At 72.7% G+C, this 14,455-nt stretch carries 10 protein-coding genes and 1 tRNA gene; 3 read left to right on the top strand and 8 right to left on the bottom strand.

Annotated elements, in window-relative coordinates; genetic code table 11:
- Positions 1-151 precede the first annotated feature (151 nt).
- On the bottom strand, positions 152-2,020 hold the full coding sequence (gene lepA / locus ACWY4P_RS35690) for a translation elongation factor 4 (protein ID WP_456204668.1): 1,869 nt from the start codon (positions 2,018-2,020) through the stop codon (positions 152-154).
- A gap of 252 nt (positions 2,021-2,272) precedes the next feature.
- On the opposite strand from lepA, the gene rpsT reads away from it, so the two are divergent.
- Positions 2,273-2,539, top strand: a complete 267-nt coding sequence (gene rpsT / locus ACWY4P_RS35685) for a 30S ribosomal protein S20 (RefSeq protein ID WP_089506760.1) — start codon at positions 2,273-2,275, stop codon at positions 2,537-2,539.
- Between the two features lie 239 nt (positions 2,540-2,778).
- The gene (locus tag ACWY4P_RS35680) at positions 2,779-3,753 is read left to right on the top strand and encodes a hypothetical protein (RefSeq protein WP_456204667.1); all 975 of its coding nucleotides are present in this window, start codon (positions 2,779-2,781) and stop codon (positions 3,751-3,753) included.
- 79 nt (positions 3,754-3,832) lie between these two features.
- Here the strand turns inward: ACWY4P_RS35680 and holA are convergent, their stop codons facing one another.
- Complete coding sequence (gene holA, locus ACWY4P_RS35675) at positions 3,833-4,819, bottom strand: DNA polymerase III subunit delta (RefSeq protein ID WP_456204666.1); 987 nt, start codon at positions 4,817-4,819, stop codon at positions 3,833-3,835.
- 53 nt (positions 4,820-4,872) lie between these two features.
- On the opposite strand from holA, the gene ACWY4P_RS35670 reads away from it, so the two are divergent.
- Positions 4,873-5,151, top strand: a complete 279-nt coding sequence (locus ACWY4P_RS35670; RefSeq protein ID WP_456213169.1) for a hypothetical protein — start codon at positions 4,873-4,875, stop codon at positions 5,149-5,151.
- Between the two features lie 54 nt (positions 5,152-5,205).
- Here the strand turns inward: ACWY4P_RS35670 and ACWY4P_RS35665 are convergent, their stop codons facing one another.
- From ACWY4P_RS35665 to ACWY4P_RS35640, 6 genes are all read right to left on the bottom strand, one after another.
- The gene (locus tag ACWY4P_RS35665; protein ID WP_456204665.1) at positions 5,206-7,989 is read right to left on the bottom strand and encodes a ComEC/Rec2 family competence protein; all 2,784 of its coding nucleotides are present in this window, start codon (positions 7,987-7,989) and stop codon (positions 5,206-5,208) included.
- On the bottom strand, positions 7,986-9,122 hold the full coding sequence (locus ACWY4P_RS35660) for a helix-hairpin-helix domain-containing protein (RefSeq protein WP_456204664.1): 1,137 nt from the start codon (positions 9,120-9,122) through the stop codon (positions 7,986-7,988). Before ACWY4P_RS35660 ends, ACWY4P_RS35665 begins: the two co-directional genes overlap by 4 nt.
- A gap of 115 nt (positions 9,123-9,237) precedes the next feature.
- The gene (locus ACWY4P_RS35655) at positions 9,238-10,083 is read right to left on the bottom strand and encodes a DegV family protein (RefSeq protein WP_456204663.1); all 846 of its coding nucleotides are present in this window, start codon (positions 10,081-10,083) and stop codon (positions 9,238-9,240) included.
- 55 nt (positions 10,084-10,138) lie between these two features.
- Entirely contained in the window at positions 10,139-10,954 is an 816-nt protein-coding gene (locus ACWY4P_RS35650) for a hypothetical protein (RefSeq protein ID WP_456204662.1), read from the bottom strand.
- A gap of 153 nt (positions 10,955-11,107) precedes the next feature.
- A complete protein-coding gene (leuS, locus tag ACWY4P_RS35645) occupies positions 11,108-13,984 on the bottom strand; it encodes a leucine--tRNA ligase (RefSeq protein ID WP_456204661.1) in 2,877 nt (958 codons plus the stop codon).
- A gap of 310 nt (positions 13,985-14,294) precedes the next feature.
- Positions 14,295-14,367: transfer RNA gene (locus ACWY4P_RS35640), tRNA-Ala, on the bottom strand.
- Positions 14,368-14,455 lie beyond the last annotated feature (88 nt).

Raw genomic sequence — 14,455 nt, 5'->3', positions numbered from 1 at the left:
TAGTTGAAACTATGGAAGCGTTGCGGTGAAAGTCGCTGAACGTCGCAAAAGCGGTCGGCGGGCCCGGCGCCGCGCGCCGGGCCCGCCGACCCCGGGGTGACCCAGAGGTGACCCAGGGGCGACCCCAGGGTGGCCAGGGATGACCGGGGGGCTACTTCTTCGCCTTCGCGTCGCCCTCGTCGGAGGACAGCACGGCGATGAAGGCCTCCTGCGGGACCTCCACGTTGCCGACCATCTTCATCCGCTTCTTGCCCTCCTTCTGCTTCTCCAGCAGCTTCCGCTTCCGGGAGATGTCACCGCCGTAGCACTTGGCCAGGACGTCCTTCCGGATGGCACGGACCGTCTCACGGGCGATCACCCGGCTGCCGATGGCGGCCTGGATCGGCACCTCGAAGTTCTGCCGCGGGATCAGCTCGCGCAGCTTGGCGACCAGCCGGACGCCGTACGCGTACGCCTTGTCCTTGTGGGTGATCGCGGAGAAGGCGTCGACCTTGTCGCCGTGCAGCAGGATGTCGACCTTGACCAGGTCGGAGGCCTGCTCGCCGGTGGGCTCGTAGTCGAGCGAGGCATAGCCGCGGGTCTTGGACTTCAGCTGGTCGAAGAAGTCGAAGACCACCTCGGCGAGCGGAAGGGTGTAGCGGATCTCGACCCGATCCTCGGAGAGGTAGTCCATGCCGAGCATCACACCGCGACGGTTCTGGCAGAGCTCCATGATCGCGCCGATGAACTCGCTCGGGGCCAGGATGGTGGACCGGACGACCGGCTCGTGCACCTTGTCGATCTTGCCCACGGGGAACTCGCTGGGATTGGTGACGGTGTGCTCGCTGCCGTCCTCCATGTCCACGCGGTAGACCACATTGGGCGCGGTGGCGATCAGGTCGAGGCCGAATTCGCGCTCCAGGCGCTCACGGATGACCTCCAGGTGGAGGAGGCCGAGGAAGCCGACCCGGAAGCCGAAGCCGAGGGCGGCAGAGGTCTCCGGCTCGTAGACCAGCGCGGCGTCGTTGAGCTGGAGCTTGTCCAGGGCCTCGCGCAGCTCGGGGTAGTCCGAGCCGTCCAGCGGATACAGCCCGGAGAAGACCATGGGCTTGGGGTCCTTGTAACCGCCCAGCGCCTCGGTCGCGCCCTTGCTGAACTGGGTGATCGTGTCGCCGACCTTGGACTGGCGGACGTCCTTCACCCCGGTGATCAGATAGCCCACCTCACCGACGGACAGCCCGTCGGCCGGGGTCATCTCGGGCGAGTTGGTGCCGATCTCGAGCAGCTCGTGGGCGGCGCCGGTGGACATCATCCTGATGCGCTCGCGCTTGCCCAGCGTGCCGTCGACGACCTTGACGTAGGTCACGACGCCCCGGTACGCGTCATAGACCGAGTCGAAGATCATGGCTCGGGCGGGGGCGTCCTTGACGCCCACCGGGGCCGGGATCAGCCTGACGGCCTCGTCCAGCAGCTCGGCCACGCCCTCCCCGGTCTTGGCGGAGACCTTGAGCACGTCGGAGGGGTCGCAGCCGATGATGTGGGCCAGCTCGGCGGCGTACTTCTCGGGCTGGGCGGCGGGGAGGTCGATCTTGTTGAGGACCGGGATGATCGTGAGGTCGTTCTCCAGGGCCAGGTAAAGGTTGGCGAGGGTCTGCGCCTCGATCCCCTGGGCCGCGTCGACCAGCAGGATGCAACCCTCGCAGGCCGCGAGGGAGCGTGAGACCTCGTAGGTGAAGTCCACGTGGCCCGGGGTGTCGATCATGTTGAGGATGTGGGTGGCGCCCGCATCCCCGCCCTGGGTGGGTGCCCAGGGCAGCCGGACCGCCTGGGACTTGATCGTGATGCCGCGCTCGCGCTCGATGTCCATGCGGTCGAGGTACTGCGCGCGCATCTGCCGCTGCTCGACCACCCCGGTCAGCTGGAGCATCCGGTCGGCGAGCGTCGACTTGCCGTGGTCGATGTGCGCGATGATGCAGAAGTTGCGGATGAGAGCCGGGTCGGTACGGCTCGGCTCCGGCACATTGGTAGGGGTCGCGGGCACGCAGGGTCCTGTGTCTAGGCGGGACTCGGTGTTGTCAGTTCAGTCCATGGTCCCATGCCTGGCGACCGTGCCGGGTTCGGTACGGATTCGGTACGGATTCGGGCCCTGTTCCGACGCCCCCAGGTCTTGGTTTGGGCGGCCGTGAAGCCTACTGGTAACCTGGCCGACTGTGTCTCGCGCCCCTCTTATCGCGCGCGACACCGGATGCGAAACGAAACAGCGAAATCCAACGAACCTGCGAAGGCTCTTTACGTGGCGAACATCAAGTCCCAGATCAAGCGGAACAAGACGAACGAGAAGGCGCGCCTGCGCAACAAGTCCGTCAAGTCCGAGCTGAAGACCGCGATCCGTCGGACCCGCGAGGCCGTCGCCGCCGGTGACGTCGAGAAGGCCACCGCCGCCGCCCGCGTCGCGTCCCGGAAGCTGGACAAGGCCGTCAGCAAGGGCGTCCTCCACAAGAACAACGCCGCCAACAAGAAGTCGGCCCTGGCCAGCCAGGTCGCCGGCCTCCAGGGCTGATCCTCGGGGCCACCGCGCTGACCCCAGGGGCTACCGCCCCACCCTGCCGGTACGGACACAAGCGGTCCCTCTCACCCGCTCCGCGCCGGCAGCCGACAGCAATGACTGCGGCACCGCGCCGCACGCGGCCTGCGTTCGCCACGCGGGTGCGGCGCACTCGGCTTCAAGCGAAGGCCCCACGCTCGCCCTTTCCCCAGGGCAGCGTGGGGCTTTTGCCTTTAATCGGGTATGTTCACGTCATGTCGATACCGGGGGAGTCTCCCAACCCGTACGGGCCGCCCCAGCAGCCCCAGCCACCTCAGCCCGGCGCTCCGGCCCCGCAGCCGAACCCCTACGCGCAAGGCCCGCAGCAGGGACAGTCGCCCCAGCAGTCGCCGTATCCGTACGCGCAGCCGACGATGCCCGCCATGCCCGCCGTCACCGCGATGCCCCCTGGTCCTCCCGGGCCTCCCGGGGCCGGTGGCTGGTCCACGCCCGAGACGGCGCCCGGGGGCGGATACGGCCCGATGGGCACCCAGCCCCCGATGCCGCCCGCCGGCCCGGGCGGCCCCGGCGGCCGCGGCAAGGGCTGGCTGTGGGCCCTGGGCGGGGCGGTCGTCGCCTCGGCGGTGTGGGCCGGGGTCGTGTTCTCGACCGGCGGCTTCGGGAGCGCCGAGAAGAAGGCCGACCTGGGGAGCTACCAGTACGCCGGCAACCTGTGCACCTCCAGCGACTTCTCCCCCATCCAGGACGCCTCCTTCAAGGAGAAGGAGGCGACCAGCGGGACCAATCCGCAGCACAGCAGCTCGGAAGACCCGGCCATGGACTCCATGACGTGCAACGTCGACTACGAGCCCAGCTCCTCGTCCAGCGGTGACTACTCCTCCGCCTGGCTCTACACGACGGCGTATCTGCACCGGAAGACGGACCCGACGCCCGAGTTCAAGGCGACCTACATGTCGTACAAGAACCAGAAGACCTCCTCCACCCACTACAAGGTGTCCAAGGTCAGCGGCGTCGGCGACGAGGCGTACGTGGTGGCCCAGGAGTACGAGGGCACCAGCAACACCAGCGCCTATGTGATCCTCGGGGTGCGCGACGGCTGGATGACGTATCAGACGACGTGGTCGCAGTACGCGTCGAGCTCGTCGGGCAACTCGGTCAAGAGCAACTCCGAGATCACCGAAATGCTCAAGAAGAGCGCGAAGGGGACGCTGGAGAAGCTTCAGAAGTAGACGGCCCGAAGCGGCCCTGACGGGCCGCTCCCGGGCGGGTCCACGGCGCCGGGCCCAACGGCGCCGGGCCCAACGGGGTCTAACGGCCCGCGCGGGCGGCACGGGCGATGGTGACCACCGCCTTCTCCAGCGCGTACTCCGGGTCGTCACCGCCGCCCTTGACCCCCGCGTCGGCGTCGGCCACCGCGCGCAGCGCCACCGCCACGCCGTCCGCCGACCACCCGCGCATCTGCTGCCGCACCCGGTCGATCTTCCAGGGCGGCATGCCGAGCTCGCGCGCCAGGTCGCCGGGGCGCGCGCCACGCGGCGCTGAGGCCAGCTTGCCGATGGCGCGCACGCCCTGGGCGAGGGCGCTGGTGATCAGCACCGGCGCCACGCCCGTGGCCATGGCCCAGCGCAGCGCCTCCAGGGCCTCGGCGGTGCGCCCTTCGACCGCGCGGTCGGCGACGGTGAAGCTGGACGCCTCGGCGCGGCCCGTGTAGTAGCGGGCGACGACGGCCTCGTCGATCGTGCCCTCGACATCGGCGACGAGCTGCGCGCAGGCACTCGCCAGCTCGCGCAGATCGCTACCGATGGCGTCGACCAGCGCCTGGCACGCCTCCGGCGTGGCGGACCGCCCGGTGGCCCGGAACTCCGCCCGCACAAAGGCCAGCCGGTCGGCCGGCTTGGTCATCTTCGGGCACGCGACCTCGCGCGCGCCCGCCTTGCGGGCGGCGTCGAGCAGCCCCTTGCCCTTGGCACCGCCGGCGTGCAGCAGGACAAGGGTGATCTCCTCGGCGGGGGCACTCAGATACCCCTTCACGTCCTTGATCGTGTCCGCCGACAGATCCTGTGCGTTGCGCACCACCACGACCTTGCGCTCGGCGAACAGGGAGGGGCTCGTCAGCTCGGCAAGCGTGCCGGGCTGTAGCGCGTCCGGCGTGAGGTCGCGCACATCGGTGTCCGGGTCGGAGGCCCGGGCCGCCGCCACGACCTGCTGCACGGCACGGTCGAGCAGCAGGTCCTCCTGGCCCACGGCAAGGGTCACGGGGGCGAGCGGATCGTCGGTCGTCGTCTTCCTGGCCATCGCCGTCCAGCATCCCACGCCCCGCCGACAACCCCGACAGCCCCGCTTCCCGGATACCCGACAATGATCCAGTGACCGACGCACGCTCCGACCCCGTACGACATGTCCTGGTGCTGCCCGACCGTGACGCGGCGCAGGAGGTGGCCGAGGGCCTGGCCGACCGCTTCGGCGTCGCCGAGGAACCCCATCTGATCCGGGACGCGCTGGCGGGTGAGGACGACGCGGAGGACGCGCAGTGGCTGGTGGTCGTGGAGGACCCGGCCGGGGCGCTGGATCCGACGGCGCTGGACGCGTTCGCGGCCGAGTACGAGGGATGGCTGGAGGCCGAATAGCCCCGGGGGCCGAGTGGCTGCGCGTGCCCGTGCCGGACGCGCCTGCGCGCCACGTCATCGGATGGCCGCCCGCAGGTCCGGGCCGGTGATCGCGATCGGGCCGGCGGAGTCGGTGCGCAGGACGGCCGCACCCTGCGCACGGAGGGCGGTGACGGTTTGGGGCGACGGGTGGCCGTACGGGTTGTCCGCGCCACAGCTGATCAGCGCGAGGCGGGGGCTCACGCGGCGGAGCAAGCGCGGGTCCTGGTAGGCGGAGCCGTGGTGGGCGACCTTGAGGACGTCCACCTCGGGCAGCGCGGGGTGGGCGGCCAACAGGGCGCTCTGTGCGGGCGGTTCGAGATCGCCCAGAAGGAGGAAGGTCAGGCCCGCCGTGCGGACCAGGAGGGTGACGCTCGCGTCGTTCGGCCCCTCCACGGGCGGCACGGTTGCGCCCGCTCCCTCCGTGGGCGGCACGGCCGTGTCCGGACCTTCCGCAGTCGATACGGCCGTGGGCGGCGGCCACAGCACCTCCCAGGACAGGGAGCCGACCCGGCGGCGCTCCCCCGGCGCGGGGGTGATCATCGGGATATGCGCCGCCCCGGCCCGGCGGCGCACGGACTCGGCCTGGTCCGGCGGGTCCCACAGGGGCGTCGTCTCGATCGCGCCCACCGCCCTGCCGCGCAGCGCGCCGCTCAGCCCGGCCACATGGTCGGCGTGGAAGTGGGTGAGAACGAGCAGCGGAATACGCACCACGCCCAGCGTCCGCAGGCAGCGGTCGACGGCGCGCGGCTCGGGACCGGTGTCCACGACGACGGCCGTGCCGGGGCCGGCGGAGAGGACCAGCGCGTCGCCCTGGCCGACGTCGCAGACCACCAGGCGCCAACCGGGCGGCGGCCAGCCGGAGATGACGCGGGCCAGCGGGGCCGGGCGGATGAGCACGAGCAACAGAAGCAGCGCGCAGAGCGCGCACAGCAGCCGGTGCCTCAGCAGGCGGCGGCCGGTGAACACCGCGACCGCGGTGACGGCGGCCAGCAGCAGCCCGCCGGTCCAGCCGCCCGGCCAGGCCATCTCCGCCCCGGGCAGCCCCGCGCCCGCGCGGGCCACGGAGGCGATCCACCCGGCCGGCCAACCGGCCAGCCAGGCCAGCCACTCGGCGGCCGGGAACGCGAGCGGGGCCGCCGCGAGGGCGGCGAAGCCGAGGATCGTGGCGGGGGCGACCGCGAGCTCGGCGAACAGATTGCAGGGGATCGCCACCAGGCTCACCCGCCCGGCCAGCACCACGACGACCGGCGCGCACACCGCCTGGGCCGCCACGGCCGCGGCCAGCATCTCGGCGGCCCGTGGCGGCAGCCCGCGCCGCCGCAGAGCGGCGCCGAGGCCCGGCGCGAGGGTCAGCAGCGCGCCCGTGGCCAGCACGGAGAGCAGAAATCCGTAGCTCCGCGCCAACCAGGGGTCGTAGAGGACCAGCCCCAGAACGGCGGCGGCCAGGGCCGGCAGCAGGGACCGGCGGCGGCCCGTGGCGATGGCCAGCAAGGTGATCAGCCCGCACGCGGCGGCGCGCAGCACGCTGGGGTCGGGTCTGCAGACGATGACGAAGCCGAGCGTGAGTCCCCCGCCGAGCAGCGCCGTCATCCGCAGCGAGATGCCCAGCCGGGCGGCGAGGCCGCGCCGCTCGGCCCGGGCGGCGAGGTGGGGCGGGCCGATCAGCAGCGCGAGGATCACGGACAAGTTGCTTCCGCTGACCGCCAGCAGGTGCGTCATGTCCGCGGCCCGGAACGCCTCGTCGAGGTCCGGCGGCACCCTTGAGGTGTCCCCCACGACAAGCCCCGGGAGCAGCGCCCGCGCGTCCGGGGCCAGCCCGTCGGTCGCGGCGCGCAAACCGGCCCGCAGCCGCCCGGCCACGCGCTGGGCCGCGGTGGGCCCCGCGATAATCCGCGGCGAACCGCCGCCGTCGACCCGCACCACGGCGGCGATGCGGTCGCCGCCATGTGCCGGCGGGGCAAGGCGGCCGTGCACGCGCAGGCGCGCGGAGGGCAGCAGCCGGAGCCAGGCGGCCTGCTCCCGGGGCCGTGAGTGGGCGATCACGAGAACGGGGGCGCGGGTGGTGGCCGCCGAGCCGCCGCGATCGGCGGCGACACGAGTCGCCTCCGCCTCCAGCACCACGGACGCGGGCGCGGGCGCGGCTCCCCGCACCCGGGGACGGGTGAGGCGCGGGTCGCCCGTGACGGTCAGCTCGACGGTGGCCCCGGCGTACGCCCGGGCCAGCGACGGCACCGGCCCCCGCCGCACGTCCGCCCCGTGTGCCCAGGCGACGGCGGCCGCCGCGGCCCCGCACACCAGCGCCGCGGCCACGCTCCCCACAAGCCCACGCCGCCGCGCCCCAACTCCCGGGCCGGCCCCAACTCCCGCTTCGCCGGGACCTACCGGTCCCGCTCGCGGGGCGATGCCCGGGCCTCGGGCAACCCGCCTGGGTGTGCCCGTGGATGTCGTCCGTGACGCGGCAGCAGACGGCCCCAGGCGTCGGGGAGCGGCCCCGGCGCCGCCTCCCCCGGCGCGGGAAGGTGTCACGGTGGCCGCGGCCCGGGCCGGAGTGTCGGGCGGCGGTGGGACGGCGGCACCCCGAGGGCGGTGGGCGGCCCACACGAGGGCGGTTGCCGCGAGGCAGGCTCCCGCGCAGGCCAGGGCCACCGTACGGCCGGACGCTCCGAGTGCGAGCGCCGCCGCGAGCCAGGCCGCGAGGGCGGGCGGCACGAGGCGTAGGTCGGCCGGGCCCTCCTGGCGTGGGGCGGAGGCTCCACGCGGGGAGGCGGCCTCGGCGTGCACCGGGGCGCGGGCACGCTGGGCCTGTCGGGGCGTCATGGGCGGACCAGCGGGCGGAGGTCGGCGAACCGGCGGTCGCCGATCCCGTTGACCTCGCGGAGTTCGTCGACGGAGCGGAAACCGCCGTGCTGGGTGCGGTAATCGATGATGTGCCGGGCCAGCACGGGTCCGACCCCGGGAAGGGTGTCCAGTTGGTCGGCGGTGGCGGAGTTCAGGCTGACCGGTGCGGCGGGCGCGGGCCCCGCGCCGCCCGCTGTGCCGCCCGCTGTGCCGCCCGACTCGGCCGTAACGGCGGGGCCACTGCCGGCGGAGGTCGGGGCAGGGAGCGCGCCGACCATGATCTGCTCGCCGTCCGTCAGGACACGGGCCCGGTTCAACCCGCTGAGGTCCGTGCCCGGCCGGGCCCCTCCGGCCGCCTCCAGCGCGTCGGCGACCCTCGAACCCGAGCGCAGCCGGTGCACACCCGGGTCGCGGACCTTGCCCGACACATCGACCACGACCGACCTCGCGGCGCCCGGGGTCGGCCCCGCCCCGGCCATGGGTCCCGCCCCGGGGGACGGAGCCGGGGCCGGTTCGGAGGCCGCCGTGCGAGGGGGCTCCGGGGCCGGCGCCGTGACGGTCTGCGGTCGGCCGGTCAAGAAGTGATACGCCGCGAAGGCTGCCGCGACGAGCAGCGCGACGGCCAGCGCGGCCAGGGTCCGCAGCTCGATGCCGCAGCGGAGCTGGAGCCACAGTGGCAGCCGCTCCTTCAGCGCGAGCCGCAGGCGGTCGCGGCGCGGCAAGCCCCGGTTGCCGGTGCCGACTTCCGCCTTGACCGGCCTGGCCTCCTCAACTGTTCTGACTGCCTCGACCGCCTTGACGCCGTCCGCCGCGTCCATATCGGTAGCGGCGCGTTCTTCGCTCGCCTCGTCCCGCTCCGTGTCTCGCCGGGCACCCCGGCTCCCGGAGGCATCGGCATCCGCCGGGGGTGGTTGGGGGGTGGCGGCGGTGACTCGTGGTGCGGTGCGGAAGAGTGCGGTCGCTCGTGCGTGGCGGTGGTACGCGGCCGCGGCCGGGCGGGTGCCGGCGCCGGGGCGGCGGAGCAGGTGGTGGCCCGGGCCGGAGGGCGGGCGGCGGTTGTGTCGGCGTGCCGGGCCGGGCCTGGTGGTTACTGTGCGTGAGTGTGCTCCCATGCGCCTGACGGTAGGCCGCCTCGGCCGATCTCGCCGACGCACCCCAATTTCCGGGGATAACCCACGAGTTGTGGATAACTCCGTCACCCGGACGGGCGCACCCGGCCCCGCCCCGCTAGCGCGGCGAGACCACCGCGCCCAGCAGACCAGGGCCGGTGTGGGCGCCGATCACCGCGCCCACCTCGCTCACGTACAGCTCCTGGAGCCCGGGCACCCGGTCGCGCAGCCGGTCCGCGAGGGCCGCCGCCCGCTCGCCCGCGGCCAGGTGCTGCACCGCGATGTCCACGGGGCTCCGGCCGGCCCGCTCCACCACGATCTCCTCCAGCCGGGCGATGGCCTTGGACGCGGTGCGGACCTTCTCCCGCAGCTCGATCCGGCCCTCGTCCAGTTGCAGCAGCGGCTTGACCGCGAGGGCCGAGCCGAGCAGCGCCTGGGCCGCCCCGATGCGGCCGCCGCGGCGCAGATAGTCGAGGGTGTCGACGTAGAAGTAGGCGGCCGTGCCCTCGGCCCGCTTCTCGGCGGCCGCGACCGCCTCGTCCAGCGTGCCGCCGCTCTCCGCGGCCTCGGCCGCCGACAGGGCGCAGAAGCCGAGCGCCATGGCCACCATCCCGCTGTCCACCACCCGCACCGGCACGGGCGCGTCCTGAGCCGCGAGCACGGCCGCGTCGTAGGTGCCGGAGAACTCGGCCGACAGATGGAGGGAGACGATGCCCGTCGCGCCCGCCTCGGCGGCCGCGCGGTAGGCGGCCGCGAACGTCCCCGGGCTGGGCCGGGACGTGGTCACCGGTCTGCGCTTCTGCAACGCCTGCGCGAGGGACCGGGCCGAGATCTCGGTCCCCTCCTCCAGTGCCCGGTCTTCGAGCACCACCGTCAGCGGCACCGAGACGATGTGGTGCCGCTCCATGGCCTCCTGCGGAAGGTACGCCGTGGAATCGGTCACGATCGCGACATGGCGGGACATGACTGGGAGGTTATCGGGGGATGGCCTGGGCGGACAGCGCGACCCCGCCGGATGATCAGGTCGTGTTCTCGCGGCGCGCGCCCGCGGCGTCAGCCGCTGAGGTTCCCGCGGCGTCAGCCGTTGAGGTCACTGTCTGCCACCAGCGGTCCGCCCCGCCCCTGGAGCTGGGGCCGGTGATGGACCGGGGTGCCTCGCCTGCCGTCGGGCGATCCGCCGAGGACGCCGGGCCGGGCGCGGACGCGGACGCGGCAGGCCCAGCGGAGCCGGCTGCGGACCCGGCCGGAGATCCTGCCGCGGACCCGGGGGCCGCCGGGGACGGCTCGGGCCCCGGCGCCCAGTGCCGCAGCGCGCTCGCCTCGACTTCGATCTCGCGGTCCAGCGCGTCCAGGTCGTCCCGGGCAAAGCGCTGCGCCCGGTCCTGCGCCGCCCAGCGCAGCGAGTCCGCGGAGCGGGTGATCCGCTCCGCACGCTCCCGGAGCTCGGGCAGCTGGGACTTCAGGCGGCCCTTGGCGGGCTCCTGCTCCAGCCGCTTCAGCTCCTCGTCCAGCTCCCGCCCATGGGCGCTGAGCCGCTCGAACAGGCCCAATGCCTCCGACAGCGACGGGTCTTGGGGCGCCCCCGCCCGCAGCGCCTCATGGGTCGCCCGAATCGAGGTGCGCAGCGACAGGCGCAGCTCGGCGAGCTCGCCCGCCGGGCCGGGCTGCACGAACTGCTTGGCCCGCAGCCTGGTGTCCTCCACCGTGCGGCGAGCCTGGCTGACCGTGCGATCGATGCCCCGCTTGGCCGCCTTGACCGCCCGCACGCTCGCGTAGACCCCCGCCGAGACGAAGAGCAGGAAGACAAGCAGCAGGATCCAGACAACGGCTTCCATGCGCGCTCCTTCGCGGCGGGCGGGCCGGGCGGCACCGGCCGGCGGCATCGGTCGTCCTCCCACCGTAAACGCAACGGGCGGGTCGGGGGTTCCCGACGCCCCCCCGACCCGCCCGTACGCGGGATCCCTGACCCCGAAGCGCTCAGCAAGCGATCACGCGGGGACGATGTTCACCAGCTTCGGCGCCCGTACGATCACCTTCCGGATCCCCGCGCCGTTCAGCGCGGCCACCACCGCCGGGTCCTCCAGCGCCAGCTTCTCCAGCTCCTCCTCGGAGACCGAAGGCGCGACCTCCAGCCGTGCCTTGACCTTGCCCTTGACCTGCACCACGCAGGTCACGGTCTCGTCGACGACATACGCCGGGTCGGCGACCGGGAAGGGCTCGTGGACGACCGTCGTGTCGTGGCCCAGCGTGCGCCACAGCTCCTCGGCGATGTGCGGGGCCAGCGGCGCGATCAGCAGCACCAGGGCCTCGGCGACCTGGCGCGGCACCTCGCGGGCCTTGGTGACGTGGTTGTTCAGCTCGGTGATCTTGGCGATGGCGGTGTTGAACCGCAGGTTCACCATGTCCTGCCGCACGCCGTCGATCGCCTTGTGCAGGGCGCGCAGCGTCGCCTCGTCCGCCTCGGTGTCCACGACGGTGACCTCGCCGGTGGCCTCGTCCACCACGTTGCGCCACAGGCGCTGCAGCAGCCGGTACTGGCCGACCACCGCTCGGGTGTCCCAGGGCCGCGACACGTCCAGCGGCCCCATGGCCATCTCGTACAGGCGCAGCGTGTCGGCCCCGTACTCGGCGCAGATCTCGTCCGGGGTGACGGCGTTCTTCAGGGACTTGCCCATCTTGCCCAGCAGGCGGGTGACCTTCTCGCCCTGGTAGTGGTACGCGCCGTCCCGCTCCTCGACCTCCGCCGCCGGGACCGCGATGCCGCGGCTGTCCCGGTAGACATAGGCCTGGATCATGCCCTGGTTGTACAGCTTGTGGAACGGCTCGGCCGAGGAGATGTGGCCCAGGTCGTACAGCACCTTGGACCAGAAGCGCGCGTACAGCAGGTGCAGCACGGCGTGCTCGGCGCCGCCGACGTACAGGTCGACGCCGCCGGTCGGCTGCCCCTCGCGCGGCCCCATCCAGTACCGCTCGATGTCCGGGTCGACCAGCCGCTCGGCGTTGTGCGGGTCCAGGTAGCGCAGCTCGTACCAGCAGGAGCCGGCCCAGTTGGGCATGGTGTTGGTCTCGCGGCGGTACCGCTTGGGCCCGGCGCCGTCGCCCAGGTCCAGCACCACGTTGACCCAGTCCTCGTTCCGGGACAGCGGGGTCTCCGGGGAGGTGTCGGCGTCGTCGGGGTCGAAGGTGCGCGGCGAGTAGTCCTCGACCTCCGGCAGCTCCAGCGGCAGCATCGACTCGGGCAGCGGGTGGGCCACGCCGTCCTCGTCGTAGACGATCGGGAAGGGTTCGCCCCAGTAGCGCTGGCGGCTGAACAGCCAGTCGCGCAGCCGGAAGTTGACGGTGCCTTCGCCGATGCCGCGGGCGGCCAGCCACTCGGCCATCCGGGCCTTGGCCTCCACGACGCCGAGCCCGTCCAGGGAGATGTCCTCGCCCGCCGAGTTGACGATCTTCGCGTCGTACGAGCCGAAGGCGTCGTCCCAGGTGGACGGGTCGGTGCCGCGATCGTCCGAGGGCTCGACGACACAGCGCATCGGCAGCTCGAAGGCGCGGGCGAAGGCGAAGTCGCGGGTGTCGTGCGCGGGGACGGCCATGATCGCGCCGGTGCCGTAGCCCATCAGCACATAGTCGGCGATGAAGACCGGCACCCGGTCGCCGCTGACCGGGTTGACCGCGAAGGCGCCCGTGAAGACGCCGGTCTTGTCCTTGGCCTCGACCTGCCGCTCGACGTCGGACTTGGCGGCGGACTGCTTCCGGTACGCGGCGACGGCCTCGGCCGGGGTGTCGTGGCCGCCGGTCCACACGTCGTGTGTGCCCTCGGGCCAGGCGGCCGGGACGATGGCGTCCACCAGGCCGTGCTCGGGAGCCAGCACCATATAGGTGGCGCCGAACAGGGTGTCCTGGCGGGTGGTGAAGATCGTGATCTGGGCGTCGGGGTGGCCCGCCACGGGGAAGTCCACCCGGGCGCCCTCGCTCCGCCCGATCCAGTTGCGCTGCTGGAGCTTGATGGCCTCCGGCCAGTCCAGCGCCTCCAGGTCTTCCAGCAGCCGGTCCGCGTAGGCGGTGATCCGCATGTTCCACTGCCGCAGGTTGGCCTTGAAGACCGGGAAGTTGCCGCGCTCGGAGCGGCCCTCGGCGGTGACCTCCTCGTTGGCCAGCACGGTGCCCAGGCCCGGACACCAGTTGACGGGCGCGTCGGAGGCGTACGCCAGGCGGTAGCCGCTCAGGACATCCGCGCGCTCGGCGGCGGTCAGCCCGTCCCAGGGGCGCCCGTCCGGGGTCGCCCGCTCACCGGAGGCGAACTGCTCGACCAGGGTGGCGATCGGACGCGCCTTCCCGGCCTCCTCGTCGTACCAGGAGTTGAAGATCTGCAGGAAGATCCACTGGGTCCACTTGTAGTAGTCCGGGTCGATCGTCGCGAAGGAGCGGCGCGGGTCGTGGCCCAGGCCCAGGCGGCGCAGCTGGCGCCGCATGTTCCCGATGTTGGCCTCGGTGCTCACCCGGGGGTGGGTGCCGGTCTGCACGGCGTACTGCTCGGCGGGCAGGCCGAAGGCGTCGAAGCCCAGGGTGTGCAGGACGTTGTGGCCCGTCATGCGGTGGAAGCGCGCGTAGACGTCGGTGGCGATATAGCCCAGGGGGTGGCCGACGTGCAGGCCCGCACCCGAGGGGTACGGGAACATGTCCATGACGAACTTCTTGGGCCGCGCCGCGTCCTCCGGGTCCCCGGCCAGCTCACCGCTCGGGTTGGAGGCGTCGTACGTGCCGTTCGCGTCCCAGAAGTCCTGCCAGCGGGCCTCGATGTCAGCGGCCAGCGCGGCGGTGTAGCGGTGCGGCGCGGCCGCCTCGGCGGCGGCATTGGTCTCGCTCATGGTCCTCAAAGCTCCATCAGGTCGTCTCTGCCCGCGGTACCGGGCGACTTTTCGTCGCAGTCGCATCTGAAACAAAAAGACCCCTCGCACAGGAGGGGACGCCGCGCCGATTCCGACCAGGTGGATCACCGGTCGGGACTGATCAGCGCGGCCCGCTAAGCAGAAGGCGTACGGCACGCATGGAGCCAGGTTACCGCAGGGCACCAATGGCGCGCACAGAGGTTGCCGCCGGGCCGGACTCGCCGCCCGCGCCCCGGGCCTACGACAATGGGCGGGCCGTCCTCGCCGGACGGCCCGCCCACTCACACTGTGGAGCTAAGGAGAATTGAACTCCTGACCTCTTGCATGCCATGCAAGCGCTCTACCAACTGAGCTATAGCCCCAGGCCCTGCTCCGCCCGGTTCCCCTCGGCGGCATCGCCTACATTACACGGAGCGCCCGGCCTTCTGCCAAATCGGTTATCCAGGGGCC

The organism is Streptomyces sp. LZ34 (assembly GCF_053890475.1).
This window is presented reverse-complemented; position numbering and strand designations above follow the sequence as displayed.

Excerpts from the sequence above, each read along its gene's own strand:
- ACWY4P_RS35680 (WP_456204667.1), top strand. The coding sequence starts at position 2,779 with ATGTCGATACCGGGGGAGTCTCCCAACCCGTACGGGCCGCCCCAGCAG.
- holA (WP_456204666.1), bottom strand. The coding sequence starts at position 4,819 with ATGGCCAGGAAGACGACGACCGACGATCCGCTCGCCCCCGTGACCCTT.
- ACWY4P_RS35665 (WP_456204665.1), bottom strand. The coding sequence starts at position 7,989 with ATGACGCCCCGACAGGCCCAGCGTGCCCGCGCCCCGGTGCACGCCGAG.
- ACWY4P_RS35660 (WP_456204664.1), bottom strand. The coding sequence starts at position 9,122 with ATGGGAGCACACTCACGCACAGTAACCACCAGGCCCGGCCCGGCACGC.
- ACWY4P_RS35655 (WP_456204663.1), bottom strand. The coding sequence starts at position 10,083 with ATGTCCCGCCATGTCGCGATCGTGACCGATTCCACGGCGTACCTTCCG.
- ACWY4P_RS35650 (WP_456204662.1), bottom strand. The coding sequence starts at position 10,954 with ATGGAAGCCGTTGTCTGGATCCTGCTGCTTGTCTTCCTGCTCTTCGTC.
- leuS (WP_456204661.1), bottom strand. The coding sequence starts at position 13,984 with ATGAGCGAGACCAATGCCGCCGCCGAGGCGGCCGCGCCGCACCGCTAC.